Genomic DNA, 25,203 nt, shown 5'->3' with positions numbered 1-25,203 from the left:
TGTAACCAATCAATCGGCGCGGAACAACAGATAGTGCGCGCGATCACTCGCGACGCAACGCCTTGAGCACCCGATCCAGATCGCGGCTTTGCTTGCTGATCTGCGCCGGCGCCTTCTTGACCAGGTTGTAATACAGCGTCGGATCATAGATCTGGACGGCCAGACCCAGACGTTCGGCAGTCAACAGCCCCTGCGCCTGAAGCAACTGGTAGGCCGCCAGCGACCGTTCGGTCCGCGAAGCGATCTCGGCCAGTTGCGCATCCAGCAGGTCTTGCTGTGCGGTCAGAACGTCCAGCGTGGTGCGTGCGCCCAATGTGGCTTCTTCGCGGATGCCGTCAAAGGCGACCTGCGAGGCCCGGACGCGCTCTTCGGACGCGCGCAGGCTGGTCGTCGCGGTCTGGAAGCGGACATAGGCGTTGGTCACGCCCTGCGTGACGTCTTTCTGCACGTTGAGCAGATTGGCCCGCGCGGCATCCCGCTGCGCCATGGCGCGGCGAACGTTTGCGGCCAGCCGGCCGCCCGCATAGATGGGCTGGTTCAGGCTCAGCGAGATCGACGCGTCGTTGGTATAGTCGTCGTTGTCGTAGCTCTCGGTAATCCCGACATCGGCATTTAGGCTGACATTCGGTCCGAGACCCGCGCGTTGCTGCTGCACCACCAGATCGCGGGCGCGCACCTGATGCTGGGCGGACAGGATGGCCGGGTGATTCCGCATGGCCAAGCTGATCGCCTCTTCGACGGATCGCGGCAGAGCGGGCAGACTGGGCTGCCCCGCTGTGCGCCCCGGAGTCTTGCCCACCGCGTTGACATATTCAGCCTGCGCCGTGCTGAGGTTGCCGCGCGCATCGGCAAGATCGGCCTGCGCGCTGGCCAGTTGCGATTCGGACAGGGCCACGTCCGTGCGGGTCACTTCGCCCACCTCGAAACGGTCCTGGGTCGCGCGAAGCTCCTCGCCCGACAGGTTCACGTTGTTTTCGCGAATCCGGACCCGCTCCTCCTCCAGCAAAACACCCAGATAGGCCGTCGCGGCCCGGAACAGCACCTGCTGCTCGACATCGATCAGCGCCTGCCGGGTCGCCAGAACGGTTTCCTGCGCCGACTGCTTGCCCAGCAGGGATGCGCCGCCGTCGTACAACAGTTGGCTGAGCGTTATCCCCGAAAAGAACCGCGAGGGTTCGACCGATGTCACGGTCGTTCCGCTCCGGTTCTTGGTGAAGTCCTGACTGACCCGAACGGTCCAGTTGATGATCGGGCGCAGGGCCGAAAGCGCGATCGCAACGTCTTCATCAGCGGCCCGCAACAGCGCGCGGTTCTGTTCCAGCAGGCCGCTGGAGTTGTAGGCCCCGATGAACGCATCCGTCAGGTTGTCGGCCCAGGCCGTCCGCTCGGACACTACATTCAGTGCAAGGCAGGCTGAAAACACCAACCCCTTGATCAGTTTCGCTCCTGCTGTCCTACGCATGTACCAACCCCGTGAACCAAGATTTGTTCTGATTTCCGAACAGTTTGCGGCCAGATTCTCAACTAATCAAGAGGGAACGGAAAACTGTTTCCGGACTATAGCGAAAATGCCCGTTGTTTCGCGAATCCCGGCAAGACCGGCGCCGCGGCATTGAACGCGTGGCGCCAAGTCACGCGCCCGCCGGCCTTGCGACCGATCCGGACAGTACCAAGATTGCCGTCGACGAACAGGCAGGCAATGCGGCCATGTTCCTTGAGCTGGTCCAGCAACGCGTCCGGAACCCGTTCAACCCCGCCCTGAACCATGATCACGTCATAGGGGCCATGCTCGGCGGCCCCGTGCGCCAACGGGCCAACATGGATGATCGCATTGTCGATATCGGCCCGGCTGAGATTGGCCTGCGCCTCGGCGGCCATTGCCTCGTCTTCCTCGACCCCAACCACCAGCTGCGCCATGCGCGCGGCGACGGCTGTCGAATAGCCATAGGCCGGACCGATATCCAGCACGACCTCGTCATTGGAAATATTCAGCGCGTCCAACATCTTGGCCAAGGTCCGCGGCTCCAACAGGCACCGGCCGCCGCCCAGATCGATCAGATCGCCGATATAGGCCACTTCACGCTGGGAATCCGGTACGAAATTTTCCCGTCGAACCTTCAGCATGGCATCGATAATCGGAAACTTGGTGACATCGGACGGTCGAATCTGGGTATCAACCATCGTTTGGCGTCGGGCTGCGAAATCCGTCATGTGACCGCTCGTTCATTTCCCTGGTTCGGTTGGCTTTTGCCACAACGCGCGCGCCCCGGCAACGGCCCTTGCGCGCAAATTCCGCCCCGCGACAATTGGCGTTGCATATCAGTGACCGGCAACGGCCTTTTCCCGTGCAGATTCTTCGCGCGCCCTCTGGACGCCGCGCGGGAAAGCTGCTAGAACCGCTTCCGCACCACGGCAAGTAATTGATATTGCTTGAAAAGGCGAGTTGGCGGAGTGGTGACGCAGCGGATTGCAAATCCGTGTACACCGGTTCGATTCCGGTACTCGCCTCCAATCTTCCGATTTGGCGCCGCGTCGCTGCCTTCCGATTGGTCGAAATGCGACTCGAACCGTTCCTGGCCGGGCGAGGGAACACCGCCATCTTGGGTTTCACGCAAGGCGCCCCGGAAAGGGCGCCTTTTCCTGACCGTCGGTTCAGACCTTGCTTCGGCCTTGAGGAATCACCTCATACCCCGGCTCTTCCGGTTCAGCGTCCTGCATCTCGGCCGGAAATCCGGGCGCGGTGACACTCAGCCCGGTTGCATCCTCGAGCCGTCGAATGACGTTGGGCGACAGCTCGCGCGCGCCATAGCGGGCGATGGCGTCGTCGAAGATCTTGATCATCAACGGGTTCATCTCCAACGGCACGCCGGCGCGGTCGGCGACCTCCTGGAACAGGCCGATATCCTTTTTCACCAGGTCCATGGTGAAGGAAATGTCGCGCGAGCCGTTCAGGATCACCTGGCTTTCGGTCTCATGCACGAAGGATGTGCCGGACGAGATCTTGATCGCCTCGTAGGTGGTGTTCAGGTCCATCCCGGCGGCCTTGGCGGTCACCAGCGCCTCGGCGCAGGTGATCAGGTTGGCGGTGGCCAGATAGTTGGTCAGCACCTTCAAAACCGAGGCAGTGCCCAGATCGCCGGTATGCAGGATGCGCCGGCCCATCGTCGTCAGGAACGGAAGGATCCGCTCGAACGTGGCCCGGTCGCAACCCGCGAAGATCGAGATATTGCCCGTGGCCGCCCGGTGGCACCCGCCCGAAACCGGGCAGTCCACCGCCGCCCCGCCGCGTTCGATCACCATGGCCCCCAGGCGTTTGACCTCGGCCTCGTCGGTGGTGGACATCTCCATCCAGATCTTGCCTTGGGTCACCTCGGGCAGCATCTGCTGCATCACCGCGTCCGAGGCGGCGGGCGATGGCAGGCAGGTGATGACCGCATCGCAGTCGCGCATCATCTGGGCCGGGCTTTCGCCGGCCTTGGCCCCCTTGGCGGCGAACTCCGCCACAAGATCGGGGTTCAGATCGTATACCGTCAGGTCGATACCGTTGCGCAGCAGCGACCCCGACAGCTTGCCCCCCACATTGCCCAAACCGATGAACCCGACCTTCATGTTCTGCCCTCCTGCAGGCGCGTTTTCGTTGGCCCGAGTATTTCCGTTGCCCACCGACAAAAGAAACGAATAAAAAGTCGATCTAAATGCAAAATATTTTGGTGATGAATGGACCACCTGCCCAATCCGGCCTGGCTGCGCAGCTTCGAGGCCGCCGCGCGCCACCTGAATTTCACAACCGCCGCGCAGGAATTGGGCCTGACCCAGACGGCGGTGTCGCTGCATATCCGCTCGCTCGAGGCGGATCTCGGGCAGCCGCTTTTCGCCCGCAACGCCCGGCACCTGTCGCTGACCGAGCCGGGCCAGTCCTATGCACTGACCGTGCGCCGGGCGCTATCGGATATCGCGCTGTCCACCAACAGCCTGTTCGGCCCCGCCTCTCGGCAGGCGCTGACCATCCGGGCGGCGATATCGACGATGACCTACTGGATCGCGGCCGAGCTGCCCGCGTTCAGCGCGCAGCACCCCGAAATTCCGGTGCGACTGGTGTCGCATATCTGGAACGACTCGGCCGCGCCCGCGGATGTGGACGTGGAAATCCGGCTGGGCCATGGCGACTGGCCCGGTGTCGCGGCCGAGCGGCTGTGCTCGGAGCGGCTGGTGCCCGTATGCCGGGCGCAGGACCCGGCGCCAGACCTGCGCAACGGCCCGTTGATCCACATTCTGGGGTACGAGGACAACTGGGCGCGGTACTTCGAGGCCACGGGCACCGACCTGCCCGACCGCCCCGCGCGCCATTCGGCCGATACCACCGTCACGGCGCTGCAACTGGTGATGGCCGGCGCGGGCTATGCCACCGTTCTGGAGCGGTTCGCGCGCAACGCCATCGCCCAAGGCGCGCCGATCCGGGTTGCCGGGCCGGCGATTCCCTTTGCCCAGTCGCACTACCTGATCCGTAGCGTCAGCGCGGCGCCTCCCTCCATCCCCGCCCAGTTGTTCCTGGCCTGGCTGCGCGACCGGTTGGCCGGTGATGCCGCGGACTGACCCCGGCAAGTCGCTTTTTCGATCCGACGCAAGGCACGTGACCCCGCGCGCTTGACAACCCCCCTGCCCGTGCCGCATGTCGCTTGCGTTGGTGTCTGTGCAAGCAGATGAAAAGGGAATGCGTCAGCGGTTTTCCGTCAAACGCAGCCGCCCCCGCGACCGTGACCGGAGAGGGTGCCCAAATGCCACTGGCCGCAGGCCGGGAAGGCGGGACATCCGACAGAGCGCCGCTCTGACATCCGCAAGCCGGGAGACCTGCCAACGCCCGAAGACGAACCGGACGGGGTGTTCCGGTGTCGGGCCCATGTCCGCAACGTGGCCCGCGCATACCCCGTCCCCCGACAACCGAGTGAGGGGGGATGAGAGACGTGACCGAGACCACACCAGTCGAGCTGCTGGTCTGCACCACCTGCCGCCGCGGGCTGCCCATCGAGGATGACGCCCAGCGCCCCGGCACGCTGCTGCACAAGGCGCTTGAGCAGGCCGACCTGCCCGACGGCATCACCCTGAAGCCGGTCGAATGCCTGTCGAACTGCGATCAGGGCTGCTCGATCGTTCTGCGCGGTGGGCCGTCGCGCTGGACCTTCGTCTATGAAAACCTGAACGAAACGGACGATGTCGAGATCATCGTCGAAGGCGCCACCAAGTACTTGGCCACCGACGATGGCCTTGTGAAATGGCGCGACCGCCCCGAACATTTCCGCAAGAACTGCGCCGCCCGCATTCCCCCGATTGGAGCCTGAGCATGAGCACCCTCGAAAAACTTCCCGTCACCGTCATCACCGGCTTTCTCGGCTCGGGCAAGACCACGCTGATCCGCCACCTGATGTCCGAGCCGCAGGGCAAGCGGCTGGCCGTGGTGGTCAACGAATTCGGCGATGTGGGCGTCGATGGCGAAATCCTGAAAAGCTGCGCCATCCCCGACTGCCCGGCAGAAAACATCATGGAGCTGGCCAATGGCTGCATCTGCTGCACAGTGGCCGATGACTTCATCCCCACGATCGAGGCGCTGATGGCACTGGACCCGCGCCCCGATCACATCCTGATCGAAACCAGCGGGCTGGCCCTGCCGAAACCGCTGCTCAAGGCGTTCGACTGGCCCGACATCCGTTCCAAGATCACCGTGGACGGCGTGATCGCCCTGGCCGATGCCGAGGCCGTGGCCGCAGGCCGCTTCGCCCCCAACGTCGCCGCCGTGGACGCGCAGCGCATGGCCGATGACTCGATCGACCACGAAACGCCCCTGTCCGAGGTGTTCGAGGATCAGATCTCGTGCGCCGACATCATCCTGCTGACCAAGCCCGACCTGGCCGGCCCCGAAGGTGTGGCCAAGGCGCGCGAGATCATCGCCGCCGAGGCGCCGCGCCCCCTGCCCGTGGTAGAAGTGGCCGAAGGTGCAGTTGACGTGCGCGTGGTGCTGGGGCTCGAGGCTGCGGCCGAGGACGACATGGACGCCCGCCCCTCGCATCACGACGGCCATGACGACCATGAACATGACGACTTCGAAAGCATCGTGGTCGAGCTGCCCGAACAGACCAACCCGGCGCAGCTGGTCGCCAATATCGAACGTCTCGCGAACGAGCTGAACATCCTGCGGGTCAAGGGCTATGCCGCCGTTCAGGGCAAGCCGATGCGCCTGCTGGTCCAGGCGGTCGGCGCGCGGGTGCGGCACCAGTATGACCGCCCGTGGAAACCGGAGGAAGAGCGCCGCTCGCGCCTTGTGGTCATCGCCGAGCATGACGACATCGACGCGGCCGCGATCCGTGGCATCCTGACGGGCGTCACCGAGGCCGCCGAGTAAGCACCGATGCATGTCGTCTTCCGCGAAAGCCACGGGCTCGAAGAAACCGAGACCCCGACCGACCTGGGCCAGAGCCCGGCGGATCTGGTGGTGCTGTCCTTCTCGGACAGCGACCTGGGTGCCTTCGCGGCCGGCTGGCATCGCGGCGGCGGGCCCGAGGGGCGGATGCCCTCGTTGCGGCTGGCCAACCTGGCGGCGCTGAAACACCCGCTCTCGGTCGATACCTATGTCGAACGGACGCTGGAGGGCGCCAAGGGCATCCTGATCCGGCTGATCGGCGGGGTGCCCTACTGGTCTTACGGGTTGCAGCAGGTTCTGGCGCTGGCGCAGGCCAAGGGCATCGCGCTGGCGGTGCTGCCCGCCGACGGGCGCGAGGATACGCGGCTGGACGATTATTCGACCCTGCCGGTCTCGACCCTGCGGCGGCTGGCGCATCTGTGCGACACCGGCGGCGAAGTGGCAGCCCAGGCCGCACTGGCGCAGATGGCGCTGGCGGCGGGGCTGTATGCCGGGCCGGTGATGGGGGCCAAGACTCTGCCCGATTGCGGCGCATGGTGCCCGGATCGCGGCGTGATTGCGCCCGAGGAAGCATTCGCGGGCGAAGGCCGACGCATCATCGTGACCTTCTACCGCGCCTACCTGACCTCGGCCGATACCGCACCGGTCGCGGCCCTGATCCGGGAAATCCGCGCGCGGGGTCATCAGGCGGTGGGGCTGTTTGCGCCCTCGCTCAAGGCGCCTGCGGCGGCTGAGTGGCTGGCCGAGAACATCCCAGCGATGGCGCCCTCGGCGATCATTAACGCCACCTCGTTTTCGGGCAAAGGCGCGTCGGGCACATCGCCCTTGGACGTGGCGGGCGTGCCGGTGTTCCAGGTCGCGCTGGCGACCTCGCGCCGCAAGGCCTGGGCCGAGGCCGAACGCGGCCTGTCGCCTGCCGATCTGGCCATGCATGTGGTTCTGCCCGAAGTGGACGGGCGCATCTCGGCCGGTGTCGCCTCGTTCAAGGAACCGGGCAAGCGCGACCCGCATCTGGAATATTCCCGCTTTGCCCACCGCCCCGAGCCCGACCGGATCGCCGCCATCATCGACCGGGCGATGGCCTGGGTGGACCTGGCCGAAAAACCAAAGGCACAACAGGTGCCCGCGTTGGTTTTGTCCACCTATCCCGGCAAGGACTGGCAGATGGCCCATGCGGTGGGGCTGGACGCGCTTGCCTCGGCCGAGGCGATCCTGCCCGACCTGCAGGGCGCGGGGTATGACACCGCCCCCGCCGAGCCGATTGCCGACACGCTGCCGGACGCCCGGATTTCGTGGCCGGTCGATGCTTACCGCGCGGCGCTGGCGCACCTGCCCGAGACGTTGCGCGCCGATCTGGAAACCGTCTGGGGCACGCCCGAGGATGACCCGGCCTGCGCCGATGGGGCATTTCATTTCACCGCCCTGCGGCGCGGCAAGGCGCTGGTGGCGCTGCAGCCCGAACGCGGCACGCCCGAGTTGCGGGACGACGAGTATCACGACCTGTCGCGCACGCCCCGGCACGGCTATGTGGCCTTCTACCTATGGCTGAGGCACGGGTTAGGTGCGGATGCGCTGATCCATATCGGCGCCCACGGAACGCTGGAATGGCTGCCGGGCAAATCGGTGGCGCTCTCGGCGGAATGCTGGCCCGAGGCGCTGATCGGCGATCTGCCGGTGATCTATCCGTTCATCGTGAACGACCCGGGCGAGGCCGCGCAGGCCAAGCGCCGGATCGGGGCGGTGACGCTGGGCCACATTCCTCCGCCGATGAAACAGAGCAGCACACCCGACCGTATGGTGCGGCTGGAATCGCTGCTGGACGAGTTCTCGAACGCCGACGGGCTGGACCCCAAGCGGCGCGACCGGCTGCAGGCCGATATCCGCGACGAGGCGCAGGCCATCGGGCTCGAGGCCGATCTGGGGCTGGATCAGGCCACCAGCACCGCCGAGGCGATCACCCGCATCGACCGCTTCGTCTGCGACATCAAGGAAAGCCAGTTCGGCGACGGGCTGCACATCTTCGGCCGCGCGCCGCAGGTCGCGGGCAATTTCGACGCCGCCGCGTCGGCACAGGCCGAACGGCAGGCCCTGCTGGATGCGCTGGCCGGCAAACGGATCGAGGCCGGGCCTTCCGGCTCGCCCTATCGCGGGCGCACCGACGTGCTGCCCACGGGGCGCAACCTGTTCACCACAGATCCGCGCTCGGTCCCCACCCGCGCGGCCTATGCGCAGGGCGTGAAACTGGCCGAGGAACTGGTGCGCCGCCACCTGCAGGAGGAAGGCGACTACCCCAGGGGCCTGATCGTCGATCTGTGGGGCTCGGCCACGATGCGCACGGCGGGCGAGGAATTCGCCATGGCGCTGCACCTGCTGGGCGTCAAACCGGTCTGGGATCCGGGCTCCGAGCGCGTATCGGGCATCGAGGTTCTGCCGATCACCGACCTGGAGCGCCCGCGGCTGGACGTGACCCTGCGCGTCTCGGGCTTGTTCCGCGACGTGTTCCCGACCCTGTCGGCCCTGTTCGGACAGGCGGTCCGGGCGCTGTCGGAACGCGACGAGGCGCCCGACTGGAACCCCTATGCCGGCCAGGCGCCCGCCGCCCGTGTCTATGGCCCGGCGCCGGGCAGCTATGGTCTGAACATGACCCACCTGTCGGAAACCTATACCGACGAGGCCCGCGCGCAGGCCGGTCAGGCCTGGCTGGACGCCAGCGCCTTCGCCTTCGAGGGCGAGCACATTGCCCACGACCCCGACGGGATCACCCAGCGCGTGGCGCAGGCCGACAGTTTCGTGCACCTGCAGGACCTGACCGAGACCGACCTGCTGCTGGCCAATGACTATGCCACGCACGAGGCCGGCTTTGCCGCCGCCAAGAAGACGACCGGCGGGCAGGCGCAGCTGTATCACCTCGACAACACCAACCCGGGCACCCCGCGCGCCCGCACCCTGCCCGAGGAAATCAGCCGCGTGGTCCACGCCCGCGCCGCCAATCCCGACTGGATCGCCGGGATGCAGCGCCACGGCTTCCGCGGTGCGGCCGAGATCGCGGCGACTCTGGAACACATGGCGTCCTTCGCACATCTGTCAGGAACGGTCGGCCCGCACCTGTTCGACCTGTTCCATGACGCGACCCTTGGGGACCCAGAGGTGGACGCGTTTTTGCAGGATGCCAACCCGCTGGCCCATCAGGCCATGCAGGACCGGTTCCGCGCGCTGTACGAGGCCGGGCTGTGGAACACCCGCCGCAACTCGATCCGCGCCGATCTGGAGGGGTTGGGATGAGCGCCCCGGTCGTTCAGGGCTGGTGCCCCGGCGCGCATCGCCCGATGATGTCCGGCGACGGGCTGGTGGTACGGGTGCGCCCGCGTCTGGCCCGGCTGAGCGCCGCGCAGACGTTGGGGCTGTGCGATCTGGCCCTGCGCTTCGGCAATGGCACCATCGACCTGACCAACCGCGCCAACCTGCAACTGCGCGGCGTGGCCGAGGCCGACCACCAGGCGCTGCTGGTCGAGTTGTCGGCGCTGAACCTGCTGGACGCCGAGCCGGGCATCGAGACCCGGCGCAACATTCTGGTTAGCCCTCTCTACGAAGAAGGTGACCTGACCGCGCGGCTGACTCGTGCATTGATCGACCGGCTGGGTGATCTGCCCGCCCTGCCCGCCAAGTTCGGCTTTGCGGTGGATACCGGCGCGGCGCGGCTGCTGGCCGGGGACTCGGCCGACATCCGACTGGAACGGGGAGCTTCGGGCCTGATCCTGCGCGCCGACGGGGCCGAGACCGGCCGCTTGGTGACCGAAGATGAGGCGATCGACCGCGTGATCGATCTGGCCCGGTGGTTCGCCGAGCGCTTCACTTCCGACACCCGCCGCATGGCCCGCCTGATCGCGGCGCATGACCTACCCGACGAATGGCAGGGCCACGCCCTCGGCCCCACGGCACCGGCGCTGCAACCCGGCAACTGCGAAATCGGCCCAATCCACGGCGCGGCCTTCGGGCAACTGCCCGCCGCCGAGCTGCGCGCGCTGGTCAAGGCCTCGGGCGCCGCCGCCCTGCGCGTCACGCCCTGGCGGCTGTTCCTGCTGGAAGGCGGGGCGGCGATCCCCGCCCCGGCCTTCGTGACGGACGGCGCCGACCCGCTGCTATCCACCGACGCCTGCCCCGGCGCGCCATTCTGCCCGCAGGCACAAGCCGAGACCCGCGCCATCGCCCGCGCGCTGGCCCCGCGCGTGTCCGGCAGCCTGCATGTCTCGGGCTGCGCCAAGGGCTGCGCGCGCATGGGCGCGGCCGATCTGACGCTGGTGGGCCGCGACGGGCGATTTGATCTTGTAAAACACGGCCGCGCGGGGGATGAGCCCCTTCAGCGCGGGCTGGACCCCGAAACACTGAAGACCATGGACCTGACCTGATGCCCTATGAATACGAAACCGACGGCGCGGCGATCTACAAGCAATCCTTCGCCACGATCCGGTCCGAGGCCGATCTGGCCCGCTTTGATCCGGATGAAGAGCAGGTCGCCGTCCGCATGATCCATGCCGCCGGAATGGTCGGGCTGGAAGAATTCATCCACTTCTCGCCCGGCTTCGTGCGCACCGCCCGCACCGCGCTGGAAAACGGCGCGCCGATCCTGTGCGACGCGCGGATGGTGTCCGAAGGCGTCACCCGCTTTCGCCTGCCCGCCGACAATCAGGTCATCTGCACCCTGCACGACGAGCGCGTGCGCCCGCTGGCCGAGAAGATGGGCAACACCCGATCCGCCGCCGCGCTGGAACTGTGGCGCACCCATCTGGAGGGCGCGCTGGTGGCCATCGGCAACGCGCCCACGGCGCTGTTTCACCTGCTGAACATGCTCGAGGACCCCGACTGCCCCCGCCCTGCCGCAATCATCGGCTGCCCCGTGGGCTTTGTCGGCGCGGTCGAATCCAAGGACGCCCTGTGGGAGGCCCAGCCCGTCCCCAGCTGTATCGTCAAGGGCCGCCTGGGCGGCAGCGCCATCACCGTTGCCGCGATCAACGCCATCGCAAGCCGGGCGGAATGACCATGGGCACGATCTATGGCGTGGGCCTCGGCCCCGGCGATCCCGATTTGATGAGCGTCCGGGCCGACCGCCTGTTGCGCGGCGCGAAACACGTGGCCTATTTCCGCAAACCCGGCCGCACCGGGCAGGCGCGCAAGATCGTGAACGGGATGATCCGCGACGATGCGGTCGAGTTTCCCATGGAATACCCGGTCACGACCGAAATCCCGGTCTCTGATCCGCGCTACAACGCACTGCTGGCCGAGTTCTACGAAGGCTGCACCGCGCGCTTGAAAGAGCTGGCCGATCAGGGCGAAGACGTGGTGGTGCTGTGCGAGGGAGACCCGTTCTTCTATGGCTCGTTCATGCATCTCTACAGCCGCCTGCGCGACGCAGTGCCCATCGAGGTGGTGCCGGCGATCACCGGCATGTCGGGGGCATGGACGGCCTCGGGCGATCCGATCACCTGGGGCGACGACATCCTCACGGTGCTGATGGGCACCCTGCCCGAAGAGGTTCTGGCCGACCGCATGGCGCGCACCGACGCGCTGGTGGTGATGAAGATCGGCCGCAACATCGACAAGGTGAAACGCGCGCTGAAAACGGCGGGCCTGTTCGACCGGGCCTGGATCGTGGAATACGCGCAGATGCCCAACCAGACCGTCCGCAAGCTGAGCGACGCCTGCACCGAGGTCACGCCCTATTTCTCGATCATCATCGTGCATGGACAGGGGCGGCGGCCATGAGCGGCTGGGTCAAGATCGCCGGGCTTGGCCCCGGAAACGAGGCGCTGGTGACCCCCGAGGTGACCGCCGCCCTGGCCGAGGCGACCGATGTGGTGGGCTATATTCCCTACGTCGCGCGGGTGGCCGAACGGCCGGGCCTGACCCTTCACGCCAGCGACAACCGGGTCGAGATCGACCGGTCGCAGCACGCGCTTCAGATGGCGGCCGAAGGCAAGCGGGTGGTCGTGGTCTCGTCGGGCGATCCGGGCGTGTTCGCCATGGCTGCCGCCGTGTTCGAGGCGCTGGAGAACGGCCCCGACGCCTGGCGCGAGATCCCTGTCGAGGTTCTGCCCGGCATCACCGCCATGCTGGCCGCCGGGGCCCGGGCGGGCGCACCGCTGGGCCATGATTTCTGCGCCATCAACCTCAGCGACAACCTCAAGCCCTGGGCGGTGATCGAGAAACGCCTGCGGCTGGCCGCGCAGGCCGATTTCGCGATGGCCTTCTACAATCCGCGCTCGAAGTCTCGGCCCGAAGGTTTTGTAAAGACACTGGAAATCCTGCGACAGGAATGCGAACCCGAGCGCCTGATCCTGTTCGCCCGCGCCGTATCGCGCCCAGACGAGTCGATCCGCATCGCGACCCTGGCCGAGGCAACGCCCGACATGGCCGACATGCAGACGGTGGTGATCGTCGGCTCATCGCTGACCCGCGTCATCGACCGGCCCATCGGCCCCATCGTCTATACGCCAAGGTCCACGCCGGAATGAGCCAACCAGTCCAGAACCTGCGGCACGCTTGTCAACTCGACCCGGCGGGGCAGCCTGGGCCGGTCGATCATCAGCACGGGGATGCCCAACGCTCGCGCGGCATCCAGCTTGGCGCGCGCGCCGGTGCCGCCGGCGTTCTTGGACACCACCAGTTCGGTCCGGTGCCGGCGCATCAGTGCCGTGTCGTCTTCAACCGAAAACGGCCCGCGCGACACGACCAACTCGCAATCGGCGAAGGGCAGCGGGCCGGGTTCATCGACCAGCCGCAGAAGATAGTGGTGCTGGGGCTGTGCCGCGAAATCCTCAAGATGCATGCGCCCCACCGCAAGGAACACCCGACGCGGCGGCCCAGCCAGCGCGGCGACGGTGCCGGCGATGTCGGGCACGTGTTGCCACCGGTCGCCGGGCCCGGCCGTCCATTCCCGGCGGGTCAACGCGGCCAGCGGCGTCTGCGTCTGCTGACAGGCGGCGATGGCATTGCGGCTCATCTGCGCGGCAAAGGGGTGGGTGGCGTCGATCACATGGGTCACGCCGGCATCGCGGATGTGACGCGCCAGACCCTCGGGCCCGCCAAAGCCACCCACGCGCGTGGGCAGCGGTTGCGGCCGCGGGTTGTCGACCCGGCCCGCATAGGAATAAGTTGCCGCGACACCCAAATCCGCCACGGCGCGGGCCAATGCGTTGGCCTCGGTCGTGCCGCCAAGGATCAGGAGGTTGGGCATGTCTGAAACTCCGTGGCTGACCATTCTGGGCCTGGGCGAGGATGGACTGGATGGCCTGTCGGCCGCAAGCCGTCAAGAGCTGGAGCGCGCCGAGGTCATCATGGGCCCGCCGCGGCACCTGTCGCTGGTTCCCGAAACCGGAGCCGAACGCATCGAATGGCCGGTGCCGTTCGCCGATGGGCTGCCCATCCTGCAGGGGTTGAAGGGCCGGCGCACGGTGGTTCTGGCCTCGGGTGATCCGTTCTGGTTTGGCGCCGGGTCGGTGATCGCGCGCAATTTCGCCCCTGAAGACTGGGTGGCACGGCCGGGGCAGTCGACCTTCTCGCTGGCGGCCGCGCGATTGGGCTGGCCGTTGGAAGGCACTGCCACCTACGGCCTGCACGCCGCCCCCCTGACCCGCCTGCGTCCGCATCTGTCGCGCGGCCTGCGCGCCATCGTCCTGCTGCGCGACGGAGCCGCTGTGGTCGAGCTGGCCCGCTATCTGACCGAGACCGGGTTCGGCGATACGACCCTGCACGTGATGGAGGCCCTCGGCGGCCCTCGGGAACGCGCGCGCAGCATGTCCCTGACCGAAGCCCTGCTGGGCGCTTTCGAGCATCCGGTCTGCGTGGCGCTCGAGGTTGCGGGCGACGGGCCTGCGCTGCCGTTGGCCTCGGGCAAACCCGACGAGATTTTCGAAACCGATGGGCAGATCACCAAACGGCCGGTGCGTGCGCTGACCCTTTCGGCGCTGGCGCCCGCGCGGGGCGAGCATCTGTGGGACGTCGGCGGCGGCAGCGGCTCGATCGGCATCGAGTGGCTGATGTGCGACCCGACCCTGACCGCCACCGCGATCGAGCCGCGCGCCGACCGCGCCGCGCGCATCCGCGCCAATGCCGACGCGCTGGGACAGGATCGGTTGCAGGTCATCCATGGCCGGGCGCCCGACGCTCTGGACGGCCTGCCCCTGCCCGACGTGGTGTTCATCGGCGGCGGGCTGAGCGACGCGCTGCTGGACTGGCTTGCGGCCAACCTGCCCACGGGCACCCGGCTGGTGGCCAACGCCGTGACGCTGGAAAGCGAAGCGATGCTAAGCCAATGGCACGCCAAGCTGGGCGGCGACCTGCTGCGGATCGAGCTGGCGCAGGCCGGCGACCTCGGCCCCCGGCGCGGCTGGAAATCGGCCTATCCGGTCGTGCAGTGGAGCGTGACATTATGATCGTGGCCGGGCTTGGGTTTTCGTCCACCGCGACCTGCGCCAGCCTGCGGGCCGCGTTTGATCGCGCCACTGCCGGGCAGGCGGTGGACGCGCTGGCCACCGCCGCCGACAAGGCCGGCCACCCGGCGCTGGCCGAATTTGCCGCCGCCTGCGCCCTGCCCCTGCATTTCGCGGACCCCGCCGATCTGGCCGGGCAACGCACCCTCACCTGCTCGGCCCGCAGCCGCGCCAGTCATGGCACCGGCAGCGTGGCCGAAGCTTCCGCCCTTGCCGCCGCCGGACCTGGCGCGCGGCTGATTTCACCCCGACAGATTTCGGACGACCGGCTTGCCACCTGCGCGGTCGCCATCGGAGGACAGACATGACCGTTCATTTCATCGGCGCCGGACCGGGCGCCGCCGACCTTCTGACCCTGCGCGGACGCGACATCATCGCCGCTTGCCCGGTGTGCCTGTATGCCGGATCGCTGGTGCCCGAGGAGATCCTGGCCCACTGCCCCGAAGGCGCGCGCATCGTGAACACCGCGCCAATGGATCTGGATCAGATCATGGCCGAAATCAAAACCGCCCATGACGCTGGGCAGGACGTGGCCCGCCTGCATTCGGGCGACCTGTCGGTCTGGTCGGCGATGGGCGAACAGATCCGGCGCCTGAAACAGATGGGCATTCCCGTCAGCGTGACCCCCGGCGTTCCGTCCTTTGCTGCCGCCGCGGCCGCTTTGGGCACCGAACTGACCCTGCCCGGGCTGGCGCAATCGGTGGTGCTGACGCGGACTCCGGGGCGCGCCTCGTCCATGCCCGAGGGCGAAACGCTCGAAAACTTCGCCCGCACCGGCGCCACACTGGCCATCCACCTGTCGATCGGCAATCTGGACAAGGTGGTGGCCGACCTGACCCCCGCCTATGGCGCCGACTGCCCCGTGGCCGTGGTGTACCGCGCAAGCTGGCCGGACGAGCGGATCATCCGCGCCACGCTGGGCACGTTGAAGGACTCGCTGGACGAGAGCATCTCGCGCACCGCGCTGATCCTGGTCGGGCCGGCGCTGGCCGGTGAAGGCTTCGATGAAAGCTGTCTGTATTCAAAGACCTATGACCGTCGCTATCGCCCGCAAAGCGCCGACAGCCCGTGGTCAAGCTGGAGTCACGGCGATGACTAACCCGCCCGGACTGCTGATCTCGGCCCCGTCCTCAGGCACGGGCAAGACCACGGTGATGCTGGGCTTGCTGCGCGCGCTGGCCGAGGACGGGCTGACGGTGCAGCCCTTCAAGAGCGGTCCCGACTACATCGACCCGGCCTTTCACCGGGCGGCGGCGGGGCGGGCCTCGTTCAACCTGGACAGCTGGGCGATGGGCGCGCCGTTGCTGGGCGCGATTGCGGCGCAGGCCAAAGGGGCCGACATCGTGGTGGCCGAAGGGTCGATGGGCCTGTTCGACGGTGTCGCCAAGCCGGGCGAGCAGGGCCATGGGTCCAGCGCCGAGACCGCGCTGCGCATGGGTTGGCCGGTGGTTCTGGTGCTGGACGTGGGCGGGCAGGCGCAATCGGCTGCGGCCACGGCGCTGGGGTTCCGGATGTACAACCCCGACCTGCCCTTTGCCGGCGTGATTCTGAACCGCTGCGCCAGCCCGCGCCACGAACGCCTGACCCGTCTGGGGATGGAGCGCGCGGGCCTGCCGGTTCTGGGCGTCCTGCCCCGGCGCGGCGACCTGACCCTGCCGGAACGGCATCTGGGTCTGATCCAGGCGGTCGAGCACCCCGATCTGGAAAGCGCAATTGCCGGCTACGCGGCCTTTCTGCGCGCGCATGTCGATCTGGAAGCGATCAAGCGGGCGGCCTCCTCGGGCCCTGCAGGGCCGTCGTCGGCCGCGCTGCCGCGCCCTCCGGCGCACCGGATCGCGCTCGCCCGGGACGCGGCGTTTTCCTTTACCTATCCGCATCTTCTGGAAGGCTGGCGGGCGGCCGGCGCCGAGATCCTGCCGTTTTCTCCGCTGGCGGACGAGGCGCCGGCCCCGGATGCCGATCTGGTCTGGTTGCCCGGCGGGTACCCCGAACTGCACGCCGGAACCCTGGCTGCGGCAGAGCGGTTCCTGACCGGCTTGCGCAGACATGCCGAAACGCGGCCCGTGCATGGTGAATGCGGCGGCTACATGGCCCTGGGCGAAGGGCTGATCGACAAGGACGGCAACCGCCACCGGATGGCCGGGCTGCTGGGTCTGGTCACTTCGTACGAGAAGCGCAAGTTCAACCTGGGCTATCGCCGGGCCGAGTTGCTGGCCGACATGCCCGGGTTCTCGGCCGGAACCGCGCTGCGGGGGCACGAGTTCCACTATTCCTCGATCGTCGAGCAGCCCGACGCGCCCCTGGCGCGGGTTTTTGACGCCGAAGGCGCCGAAGGCCCACAAACCGGATCGCGGCGCGGGCATGTCACCGGTACGTTCTTCCATCTGATCGCAGAGGCCAGCGCATGAGCGGTTTCGTTTCCTTCATTGGGTCCGGCCCCGGCGACCCGGAATTGTTGACCCTCAAGGCCGTGGACCGGCTGCAAAAGGCTGACGCGGTTCTGTTCGACGATCTGAGCAGCGGGCCGATCCTGAGCCATGCGCGCAAGGAGGCCGACCTTGTGGGTGTGGGCAAGCGCGCCGGCCGGCCCTCGCCCAAGCAGGGCCATGTCAGCCGCCTGCTGGTCGAGTACGCCCAGACCGGCCAACGGATCGTGCGGTTGAAATCGGGCGATGGCGGCCTGTTCGGGCGGCTCGAAGAGGAACTGGTGGCCCTGCGCGCTGCCGGGATCGCGTACGAGATCATTCCGGGTATCCCCTCTGCCATTGCGGCGGCTGCGGCGGCGGGCATCCCGCTGACCCGGCGCCTGACCGCGCGGCGGGTGCAATTCGTCACCGGCCACGATGTCAGCGGCAAGCTGCCCGAGGACCTGAACCTGCCCGCGCTGGCCGACCCGGGTGCGACGACCGTGGTGTTCATGGGCAAGCGCACCTTTCCCCTACTTGCGGACGCGCTGCACGCGCATGGGCTGCCGCTGGACACGCCAGCGCTGATGGCCGAGTCGGTTTCGACGCCTGAGCAATCGCTGCACCGGTCCACCGTCGGTGCCCTGGCCGAGCGTCTGGGCTCCGAGATCGGCACCGCGCCGGCTCTGATCCTCTATGGTCCGCTGGCGGAGTTCGACGATGACTGATCTGGTCTTGATCGGGATCGGCACCGGCAACCCGGACCACGTGACCTTTCAGGGCGCGCAGGCGATCCGCGCGGCCGATCTGATCCTGATCCCGCGCAAGGGCGCCAACAAGGCCGATCTGGCCGGCGTGCGCGAGGAAATCATCCGCAACGTCACCGACACGCTGCCCCAAATCGCCTATTTCGACATCCCCGAGCGCCGATCGCAGGACGGCTACCTGCGCGGCGTGGATGAATGGCACGACGCAATCGCCCTGCGCTGGCAGGAGGCGATGGCCCGGCACCCTGAGGCGCGCACCGTCGCCTTGCTGATCTGGGGCGACCCGTCGCTCTATGACAGCTCGCTGCGAATCGCCGCGCGGCTGAACCCGCAGCCGAACACCACGGTGATCCCCGGTATCACGGCGCTGCAGGCGCTGACGGCGGCCCATGCCATGCCGATCAACGACATCGGCGCGCCCTATCTGGTCACCACCGGCCGGCGCATCCGCGACGAGGGCTGGCCCAGCGACGCCGACACGGTTGCGGTGATGCTGGATGGCGAATGTTCGTTCCAGACGCTGGACATGGCCGATTTTGACATCTGGTGGGGGGCTTACGTGGGTATGCCCGAGCAGATCCTGATCAAGGGTCCACTGGCCGATGTGGCCCCCGAGATTCTGCGCATCCGCGCCGAGGCCCGCGCCCGGCACGGGTGGATCATGGATATCTATGTTCTGAAAAAGCGCGGGAATTGACGCGAAAGGTCGCAAATGGCGATTGCGCCAACGCGGCATTCGCGGCTAAATGGGAGTGTCTGGTCCTGCCGGAGACATCCGGATGCTAAGAGGGAATTTGGTGCGACCTGCGCGCAGGTCAAATCCAAAGCCGCCCCCGCGACTGTAAGCGGTGAGCCCTGTTCAACCAGCCACTCCCGACCCGTTCGGGGGGAAGGCGAACAGAGGCGCTGACCCGCAAGCCAGGAGACCTGCCAGGCGAACAATGAAACACCGGCCGTCGGGTGCGGCGGCACAGGAGGACAGAAAATGACGACACAAACGCAAACCGCATCAACGGCGCGCGCTGGCATTCTTTCGGCAGTGTTCGCGGCAGCCCTGGGCCTGGGGATCATTACCCTGGCCGGTCACGTTCAGGCATCGGCGCTGCATGACGCCGCGCATGACGTGCGCCACGCAACCGGCTTCCCCTGCCACTAAACCAATGTTCAGTCGCATTCTGACCAGCGCGTTGTTCGCTGGTGCTGCAGCCGGGTTGATCGTCGCCCTGCTGCAGTTGGTATTCGTGCAGCCCGTGTTGCTGCATGCTGAACTCTATGAATCCGGAGAGCTGGTGCATTTCGGAGCCGAAGCCGTCTCGGCGCATCCCGAACTGCCGGGCATGTTCTCGGACCTGACCCGCGACGGGCTGAGCGTGGTGTTTACCATGCTGACCTATACCGGCTATGCGCTGGTTCTGGTGGCCCTGATGTCGCTGGCCGAAGCGCAGGGCCACCCGGTTGACGGGCGCACGGGCGTGCTGTGGGGCCTGGCCGGTTTCATCGCCTTTCACCTGGCGCCGGGCTTCACCCTGGCCCCCGAGGTTCCGGGCGTTGCCGCAGCCGATGTGTTTGCGCGGCAGATCTGGTGGTGGGCCACCGTCGCGGCTGCCGGTGTGGCCATGTGGCTGATCGCTTTCGGTGGCAACATCGTCAGCTATCTGGTTGCAGCTGTGCTGTTGATGGCCCCGCACCTGATCGGCGCGCCGGAACCCGACGTGTTCACCGGGCCGGTTCCGACCGAGATCGGGGCCCTGTTCGCCGCACGCGCCTTTGGCGTGGGCCTGGTGGCTTGGGTGCTGCTGGGTTCGTTTGCCGGGTATTTCTGGCAAAGCGAGGGCAAGCGCGTCGAAGTCGCGGCCTGATCCCCGAAATCCCACGACCCGCCGGCGCCCAACCGGCGGGTCATTTGCTTTTCAAGGAAACAATATGACACGCTCGCTTGCTCTTTTCGCGATCGGTCTGGTCTTTGGCGGGGGCGCCGGGTTCGTGCTGGCCGCGGCCAACGGCGTCACCTTCGACGGCCACGACCATGCCGACCCCGCCCAACATGGCGGCCATCACGCCGAGGCCATGGCCCATGACCATAGCGCCGCCATCAACCTGCCCGCCGGACCGGACGCGCCGGGGCTGGAGATCGCCGTCACCCCCGACCCGATGGCGGGTTGGAACCTGCATGTGATGCCAAAAAACTTCCGCTTCTCGCCGGAGAACGCCTCGCTGGACGACAAGCCCGGCGAAGGCCATGCGCATGTCTACGTGAACGGCGTGAAGCTGGCGCGGCTTTATGGCAACTGGATGCACATCCCGGACCTGCCCAAGGGCAAAGCCACCATCGAGGTCTCGCTGAACGCCAACAGCCACAGCCCGCTGGCCGTGGATGGGGTGCCGGTCAGCGCCTCGGTCACGGTTCAGGTGGACTGAAACGCGGGGATCCGCGCCCGCAGACACAAGCGAAGCCGCCCGCACGGCCGGGCGTCTTCGATCCAGCCATTCGGGCTGTTCAGAATGGTCCGGCAGGTCGCCGCAATATCATCGGCGTCGGCGACCGGATCGATCCCCGAAAACACGTAGGACGCAAGGCTCTTCCCCTGCATCGCCACCACGGTCGGCTCGTCGCAGCCGCTGAAACAGGCGTGCTCGGCGATCTCGACGTGCCCGTCCAGTCCCGCGGCGCGCAGGGCGCCCGATACGGCCTGGCGCTCGGCCGGCAAGTCGCGCTCGCGCGCGCAACTACTGCAGATCAAAACACGCATGCCCCTTGCCTGCCTTTTCCGTTTCACACTGTCGCTTGTGCGGGTTTCGCACCCCCGGCGCAAGCCCGCCACCCACGATATTGTGACTGTACGCAGCCGGGATTCCGAGAAGACTCGGGTCACCCACGACTTGGAGAGCCCGTGATGAAACGTCTTATGTTTTTCCTCGGCCTGCTGGCGCTGCCCGCGCTGGCGGCCGATATCGAACCCCGGCCGGGCTGGGCCGTCTACCCGACGGCCAAGACCCATGATGCGCTGGTGGCCGACACGATCGCAGCGGTCAAGGCCAACGGTCTGATCGTGGTCACGCAGGCCGGGCCGACCAAGGCCGCCGCCGCGCGCGGCATCACCATTCCGGGCAACCGGGTGATCGGCGTCTTCAACAACGACTATGCGGTGCGGGTTCTGGAACAATCGGTGCCCGCGATGATCGAGGCGCCGATCCGCCTGTACGTCACGGAAAACGGCGACGGGACCGCGACGCTGTCCTACAAGACGCCCAGCCTGGTCTTTGCCCCCTACACCGATGGCTCCGACGCCTTGCCCGTGATCGCCGCAGAGTTGGACGCCAAATTCGCCGCCATCGCCGAGATGGCTGTCAAATAGTCACACTGACGTGATGCGGCTTGCGCCGACCCGGAACCTCCGCAATCTGCTGCGCAACGGAACTTACGGAGCTTGTTCGATGCAGGACCTGTCCCCCCGCGCTGCGGACCTTCTGGCGCAACGGCTGTACGAGGCCGGGTGCCGCCACGCCTTCGGCATGCCCGGGGGCGAGGTGTTGACATTGGTCGACGCGCTGGAACAGGCCGGGATCACCTTTCACCTGACCAAGCACGAAAACTCGGCCGGTTTCATGGCCGAGGCGGTGCACCACCGCGATGGCGCGCCGGCGATTCTGGTGGCGACCCTGGGTCCGGGGGCCATGAACGGCATCAATGTCGTGGCCAACGCGCTGCAGGACCGGGTGCCGATGATCGTGCTGACCGGCTGCGTCGATGCCGACGAGGCGCTGACCTATACCCATCAGGTCATGGATCACGCGCAGATTTATCGCTCGATCACCAAGGGCACGTTCACCCTGACGGCCATGGGCGCCGACATCATCGCCGACAAGGCCGTGTCGCTGGCCACGCAGCCGCGCCCCGGGCCGGTGCATATCGACGTGCCGATTTCCGTCGCCGATACCCGGGTGTCGGTCGCCAAGCGCCGCCGGCTGACCCGGGCCGCCCGGGTCGCGCCCGAGGGCACATGCCTGGAGAAAGCCCGCCGCTGGGTGGCCGAGGCCGAGCGTCCGCTGGCGATCATCGGGCTGGACGTTCTGTATGACGACTCGCGCAGCGTGGTGCGGGCGTTTCTGGAACATTTTGGCATCCCGTTCGTCACGACCTACAAGGCCAAGGGCGTGGTGCCCGAGGATCACCCGCTGTGCCTGGGGGGCGCGGGCCTGTCGCCCCTGGCCGACACGCAGCTTGTGCCGCTGGTTGAACAGGCCGACCTGATCCTGTGCCTGGGATACGACCCGATCGAAATGCGCCCCGGCTGGCGCGAGATCTGGGACCCGGACGAAAAACGCGTGATCGACATCTCGGCCGTGGTGAATGACCACTACATGCACCAGGCGGGGCTGAACCTGGTGGCCGATACCGGCGCCACGCTCGAGGCGATCGCCAAGGGCAACCCCGCGCGACCAACCTGGCCCCAAGGCCAACCGGCGCAGGTCAAGGCCGCCTTGGCCGCGGCCTTTCCGACCGATGACGACTGGGGCCCCGCCGCCGTGATCGCCGAGGCCCGCGACACCCTGCCCCCCGAAACACTGGCCACCGCCGACAGCGGCGCGCACCGCATCCTTCTCAGCCAGATGTGGCAGTGCCCTGAGCCGCGCGGCCTGATCCAGTCTTCGGCGCTGTGCACGATGGGTTGCGCCGTTCCGATGGCGATCGGCCTGAAACTGGCCGAACCCGACCGCCCGGTCATCAGCTTTTCCGGCGATGCCGGTTTCCTGATGGTGGCCGGTGAGCTTTCGACCGCCGCAGAAATGGGCGGAAACCCGATCTTTCTGGTCTTTGTCGATGCCAGCCTGGCCCTGATCGAGCTGAAACAGCGTCAGCGCCAGATGGGCAACCGGGGCGTCGATTTCGACCGGCATGATTTTGCCGCGATGGGCCGGGCGTTCGGCGGCAACGGCCACACCGTGCGCAACCGCGCCGAACTGCGTGCGGCGCTGAAGGCCGCGATGGCCGCCGACACGTTCACCGTAATCGCCGCCGAGATCGACCGCGGAGGCTATGATGGCCGCATCTGAAGGGCCGCTGAAGGGCGTCAAGGTTCTGGATCTGTCACGCATTCTGGCCGGGCCGACCTGCACGCAGCTGCTGGGCGATCTGGGCGCCAGCGTGATCAAGGTGGAAAACCCGGCCACCGGGGGCGATGACACCCGCCAGTGGGGGCCGCCCCATGTCACCGGTGCGGATGGCAACCCGACCGATCTGAGCGCCTATTTCATGGCCGCGAACCGCAACAAGAAATCCGTCGCCATCGACATCGCAACGCCTCAGGGGCAGGAACAGATCCGCCGGCTGGCTTCCCACGCCGACATCCTCATCGAGAATTTCAAACCCGGCGGGCTGGCCAAATACGGGCTGGACCATGAAACCCTCTCGCGGGACTTTCCGGGGCTGATCTACTGCTCGATCTCGGGCTACGGCCAGACCGGCCCGAACGCGGCCAAGCCGGGCTATGACCTGATGGCGCAGGGCTATGGCGGGATTATGTCGCTGACGGGCGAACCGGACGGAGCCCCGATGAAAGTGGGCGTGGGCATCGCCGACGTGATGTGCGGCATGTACGCGACCGTCGGCATACTGGCCGCGCTGCGCCACCGGGATCAGACCGGCGAAGGCCAGCAAATCGACATCGCACTGGTCGACAGCCAGATCGCATGGCTGATCAACGAGGGCGTGAACTATCTGACCTCGGGCCAGGTTCCACAGCGGCGCGGCAATGGGCACCCCAACATCGTGCCCTACGATGTTTATGAAACCGCCGATGGGCACGTCATTCTGGCCGTGGGAAATGACAGCCAGTTCCGGCGCTTCTGCGGCTTTCTGAAGCTGGGTCACCTGCCCGACGATGCACGGTTCGCCACCAACCCGTCCCGGCTGGAACACCGCGACGCCCTGAATGCCGTTCTGCGGCCCGCGCTGCAGCGGCTGGAGACCAAGGCCGTCATCGATGGCCTCGAGGCTCTGAAAGTGCCGGTCGGCCCGGTTCAGACGCTGGATCAGGTCTTTGCCTCGGATCAGGTGGCCGCGCGGGGGATGCAGATCGACATGCAAGCCGGCCCCGCCCCCGTCAAACTGATCGGAAACCCGCTGAAGCTGTCCCGCACGCCCGTGACCTATCGCGTGGCACCTCCGACCTTCGGGGCGGATACCCAGGCCGTTCTGAACGCGGACGACCCGTTCGAGGCGTGACCGCGCAATGCCTTGAACGGGCACAAAGTAGGGACAACGTAAGATTGGCGCGGCTCTGTACGGCCCTCCTTGGACCAGAGCGTGCCGGCTTCAGCCAAAGTCCGCCAACACGATTTCCACGCCTGCAGCATCGAGCTCCGCGCGCAACGGCCCCGTCGGCGCGGTATCGACCACGACGCTGTCCAAATCGGCCAGCGCGCCGGCGCGGACCAAACCCTTGCAGCCGAATTTCTGCGCATCGATCAGCAGGTGCCTGTTGGCCGCGCGCTGCAGCATCATCCTCTTGATCGCCGCAAAGCCGCTGATCGCCTCCGATACCCCCTCGTCGGTCAGGCCCGTCGCGCCGATCAGGCAGCGATCGACATTGAACCGCGAAAGATACTCGAGCGTATCGGCGCCGACCACGGCCGATTCAGCCGGCAGGAATTCACCCGGACACAGGATCACGTCGGCCGCGCTGTCCCCCAGCGCCGCGGCGACGGGAATCGAGTTCGTGATCACCGTACAAGACCGCCCCTGCAACGCCAGAGCGCGGGCCAGTTGAATCGTCGTCGACCCTGAATCGATCATGACCGTGTCGCCCTCCTGCACCAGCGCGGCCGCCGTCTCTCCGATGCGCGCACGCTCGGCGGCACGGGCGGCCGTACGCTCGTCGAGGCTGGGGTAATGGCCCTGCGAGGCGGTCGAGGCGCCGCCATGCGCGCGCGCCAGAAGGCCATCCTTGGCAAGCGCGTCAAAGTCCCGCCGGACGGTCTCGGTCGAGACGTTGAAGCTGCGGGCCAGATCGCTGATGCGGACATGCGGCCGCAATTTCAGCTCGAGCAGGATCTGGCGCCGCCGGTCCGATTTCTTCAGCCGGTCCCGTCCTTTTCTGGCGTCTTTCTGTTTTGCCTTGGTCTTTGACATC

Annotated in this window: 26 protein-coding genes, 1 tRNA gene and 2 riboswitches; of the genes, 21 read left to right on the top strand and 6 right to left on the bottom strand. The window is 67.1% G+C overall.

From position 1 onward, the window contains the following. Window positions 1–43 precede the first annotated feature (43 nt). Together F3H26_RS15565 and F3H26_RS15560 are read right to left on the bottom strand one after the other, a co-directional pair. Window positions 44–1,462, bottom strand: coding sequence for a TolC family outer membrane protein (locus F3H26_RS15565; protein ID WP_149776926.1), 1,419 nt, complete (start codon window positions 1,460–1,462; stop codon window positions 44–46). A gap of 95 nt (window positions 1,463–1,557) precedes the next feature. Then, the gene (locus tag F3H26_RS15560) at window positions 1,558–2,211 is read right to left on the bottom strand and encodes a protein-L-isoaspartate O-methyltransferase family protein (RefSeq protein WP_149776925.1); all 654 of its coding nucleotides are present in this window, start codon (window positions 2,209–2,211) and stop codon (window positions 1,558–1,560) included. 226 nt (window positions 2,212–2,437) lie between these two features. On the opposite strand from F3H26_RS15560, the gene F3H26_RS15555 reads away from it, so the two are divergent. Beyond that, window positions 2,438–2,511 (top strand) — tRNA-Cys (locus F3H26_RS15555). 141 nt (window positions 2,512–2,652) lie between these two features. Here the strand turns inward: F3H26_RS15555 and F3H26_RS15550 are convergent. After that, window positions 2,653–3,834: an NAD(P)-dependent oxidoreductase gene (locus F3H26_RS15550; RefSeq protein ID WP_394349781.1), complete on the bottom strand. Its 1,182-nt coding sequence runs from the start codon at window positions 3,832–3,834 to the stop codon at window positions 2,653–2,655. Between F3H26_RS15550 and F3H26_RS15545 the strand changes: the two genes are divergently transcribed. From F3H26_RS15545 to cobJ, 8 genes are all read left to right on the top strand, one after another. Continuing rightward, window positions 3,718–4,593 carry a LysR substrate-binding domain-containing protein gene (locus F3H26_RS15545; RefSeq protein WP_149776923.1) on the top strand — a complete coding sequence of 292 codons (876 nt, stop codon included), beginning with the start codon at window positions 3,718–3,720 and terminating at the stop codon, window positions 4,591–4,593. The two genes, F3H26_RS15550 and F3H26_RS15545, sit on opposite strands and share 117 nt — an antisense overlap. Window positions 4,594–4,665: 72 nt before the next feature. Beyond that, a riboswitch (cobalamin riboswitch) is annotated at window positions 4,666–4,870 on the top strand. An 82-nt stretch (window positions 4,871–4,952) separates the two neighbouring features. Beyond that, a complete protein-coding gene (locus F3H26_RS15540) occupies window positions 4,953–5,336 on the top strand; it encodes a DUF1636 family protein (RefSeq protein ID WP_149776922.1) in 384 nt (127 codons plus the stop codon). 2 nt (window positions 5,337–5,338) lie between these two features. Continuing rightward, window positions 5,339–6,394 (top strand): cobalamin biosynthesis protein CobW, encoded by a 1,056-nt coding sequence (gene cobW, locus F3H26_RS15535; protein WP_149776921.1) that lies wholly within the window; start codon window positions 5,339–5,341, stop codon window positions 6,392–6,394. A 6-nt stretch (window positions 6,395–6,400) separates the two neighbouring features. Then, on the top strand, window positions 6,401–9,694 hold the full coding sequence (gene cobN, locus F3H26_RS15530) for a cobaltochelatase subunit CobN (RefSeq protein ID WP_149776920.1): 3,294 nt from the start codon (window positions 6,401–6,403) through the stop codon (window positions 9,692–9,694). After that, window positions 9,691–10,818, top strand: coding sequence for a precorrin-3B synthase (gene cobG, locus F3H26_RS15525; protein WP_149776919.1), 1,128 nt, complete (start codon window positions 9,691–9,693; stop codon window positions 10,816–10,818). The genes cobN and cobG overlap by 4 nt, the downstream gene beginning before the upstream one ends. Beyond that, entirely contained in the window at window positions 10,818–11,447 is a 630-nt protein-coding gene (locus F3H26_RS15520) for a precorrin-8X methylmutase (RefSeq protein ID WP_149776918.1), read from the top strand. The genes cobG and F3H26_RS15520 overlap by 1 nt, the downstream gene beginning before the upstream one ends. Next, on the top strand, window positions 11,444–12,172 hold the full coding sequence (locus F3H26_RS15515) for a precorrin-2 C(20)-methyltransferase (protein WP_149776917.1): 729 nt from the start codon (window positions 11,444–11,446) through the stop codon (window positions 12,170–12,172). The genes F3H26_RS15520 and F3H26_RS15515 overlap by 4 nt, the downstream gene beginning before the upstream one ends. Beyond that, window positions 12,169–12,921 (top strand): precorrin-3B C(17)-methyltransferase, encoded by a 753-nt coding sequence (cobJ, locus tag F3H26_RS15510; protein ID WP_149776916.1) that lies wholly within the window; start codon window positions 12,169–12,171, stop codon window positions 12,919–12,921. Before F3H26_RS15515 ends, cobJ begins: the two co-directional genes overlap by 4 nt. On the opposite strand, the gene F3H26_RS15505 is transcribed toward cobJ, so the two are convergent. Beyond that, on the bottom strand, window positions 12,894–13,643 hold the full coding sequence (locus tag F3H26_RS15505) for a cobalt-precorrin-6A reductase (RefSeq protein ID WP_149776915.1): 750 nt from the start codon (window positions 13,641–13,643) through the stop codon (window positions 12,894–12,896). The two genes, cobJ and F3H26_RS15505, sit on opposite strands and share 28 nt — an antisense overlap. On the opposite strand from F3H26_RS15505, the gene cbiE reads away from it, so the two are divergent. From cbiE to F3H26_RS15460, 9 genes are all read left to right on the top strand, one after another. After that, window positions 13,642–14,841, top strand: a complete 1,200-nt coding sequence (gene cbiE, locus F3H26_RS15500; protein ID WP_149776914.1) for a precorrin-6y C5,15-methyltransferase (decarboxylating) subunit CbiE — start codon at window positions 13,642–13,644, stop codon at window positions 14,839–14,841. The genes F3H26_RS15505 and cbiE overlap by 2 nt on opposite strands. Then, window positions 14,838–15,206 (top strand): cobalamin biosynthesis protein, encoded by a 369-nt coding sequence (locus tag F3H26_RS15495; RefSeq protein WP_149776934.1) that lies wholly within the window; start codon window positions 14,838–14,840, stop codon window positions 15,204–15,206. Before cbiE ends, F3H26_RS15495 begins: the two co-directional genes overlap by 4 nt. Beyond that, on the top strand, window positions 15,203–15,997 hold the full coding sequence (cobM, locus tag F3H26_RS15490) for a precorrin-4 C(11)-methyltransferase (protein WP_149776913.1): 795 nt from the start codon (window positions 15,203–15,205) through the stop codon (window positions 15,995–15,997). The genes F3H26_RS15495 and cobM overlap by 4 nt, the downstream gene beginning before the upstream one ends. Next, window positions 15,990–17,306 (top strand): cobyrinate a,c-diamide synthase, encoded by a 1,317-nt coding sequence (locus tag F3H26_RS15485; protein ID WP_149776912.1) that lies wholly within the window; start codon window positions 15,990–15,992, stop codon window positions 17,304–17,306. The genes cobM and F3H26_RS15485 overlap by 8 nt, the downstream gene beginning before the upstream one ends. After that, window positions 17,303–18,031, top strand: coding sequence for a uroporphyrinogen-III C-methyltransferase (gene cobA, locus F3H26_RS15480; RefSeq protein WP_149776911.1), 729 nt, complete (start codon window positions 17,303–17,305; stop codon window positions 18,029–18,031). The genes F3H26_RS15485 and cobA overlap by 4 nt, the downstream gene beginning before the upstream one ends. After that, window positions 18,024–18,767, top strand: coding sequence for a precorrin-6A synthase (deacetylating) (gene cobF / locus F3H26_RS15475; RefSeq protein WP_149776910.1), 744 nt, complete (start codon window positions 18,024–18,026; stop codon window positions 18,765–18,767). The genes cobA and cobF overlap by 8 nt, the downstream gene beginning before the upstream one ends. A gap of 43 nt (window positions 18,768–18,810) precedes the next feature. Next, window positions 18,811–19,019, top strand: a riboswitch (cobalamin riboswitch). Window positions 19,020–19,055: 36 nt separating this feature from the next. Beyond that, the gene (locus tag F3H26_RS15470; RefSeq protein ID WP_005981986.1) at window positions 19,056–19,226 is read left to right on the top strand and encodes a CbtB domain-containing protein; all 171 of its coding nucleotides are present in this window, start codon (window positions 19,056–19,058) and stop codon (window positions 19,224–19,226) included. Window positions 19,227–19,230: 4 nt separating this feature from the next. After that, window positions 19,231–19,929 carry a CbtA family protein gene (locus tag F3H26_RS15465; protein WP_149776909.1) on the top strand — a complete coding sequence of 233 codons (699 nt, stop codon included), beginning with the start codon at window positions 19,231–19,233 and terminating at the stop codon, window positions 19,927–19,929. Between the two features lie 64 nt (window positions 19,930–19,993). Beyond that, a complete protein-coding gene (locus F3H26_RS15460; RefSeq protein WP_149776908.1) occupies window positions 19,994–20,488 on the top strand; it encodes a hypothetical protein in 495 nt (164 codons plus the stop codon). Here the strand turns inward: F3H26_RS15460 and F3H26_RS15455 are convergent. Next, entirely contained in the window at window positions 20,476–20,820 is a 345-nt protein-coding gene (locus F3H26_RS15455; RefSeq protein ID WP_149776907.1) for a DUF1636 family protein, read from the bottom strand. The two genes, F3H26_RS15460 and F3H26_RS15455, sit on opposite strands and share 13 nt — an antisense overlap. Window positions 20,821–20,964: 144 nt before the next feature. Between F3H26_RS15455 and F3H26_RS15450 the strand changes: the two genes are divergently transcribed. The 3 genes from F3H26_RS15450 to F3H26_RS15440 all read left to right on the top strand — a co-directional run bounded on the left by F3H26_RS15450 (window position 20,965) and on the right by F3H26_RS15440 (window position 24,296). Next, complete coding sequence (locus F3H26_RS15450) at window positions 20,965–21,426, top strand: DUF302 domain-containing protein (protein ID WP_149776906.1); 462 nt, start codon at window positions 20,965–20,967, stop codon at window positions 21,424–21,426. A 79-nt stretch (window positions 21,427–21,505) separates the two neighbouring features. Continuing rightward, the gene (locus F3H26_RS15445; RefSeq protein WP_149776905.1) at window positions 21,506–23,125 is read left to right on the top strand and encodes a thiamine pyrophosphate-binding protein; all 1,620 of its coding nucleotides are present in this window, start codon (window positions 21,506–21,508) and stop codon (window positions 23,123–23,125) included. Next, on the top strand, window positions 23,112–24,296 hold the full coding sequence (locus F3H26_RS15440) for a CaiB/BaiF CoA transferase family protein (RefSeq protein ID WP_149776904.1): 1,185 nt from the start codon (window positions 23,112–23,114) through the stop codon (window positions 24,294–24,296). Before F3H26_RS15445 ends, F3H26_RS15440 begins: the two co-directional genes overlap by 14 nt. Before the next feature lie 90 nt (window positions 24,297–24,386). Here F3H26_RS15440 and F3H26_RS15435 read toward each other — a convergent pair whose 3' ends face one another. Then, entirely contained in the window at window positions 24,387–25,202 is an 816-nt protein-coding gene (locus tag F3H26_RS15435) for a DeoR/GlpR family DNA-binding transcription regulator (RefSeq protein WP_223162530.1), read from the bottom strand. Window position 25,203 lies beyond the last annotated feature (1 nt).

The sequence above is a fragment of the Ruegeria intermedia genome (genome assembly GCF_900129345.1).
In the GTDB taxonomy this organism is placed as follows: Bacteria; Pseudomonadota; Alphaproteobacteria; order Rhodobacterales; family Rhodobacteraceae; genus Ruegeria; species Ruegeria intermedia.
This window is presented reverse-complemented; position numbering and strand designations above follow the sequence as displayed.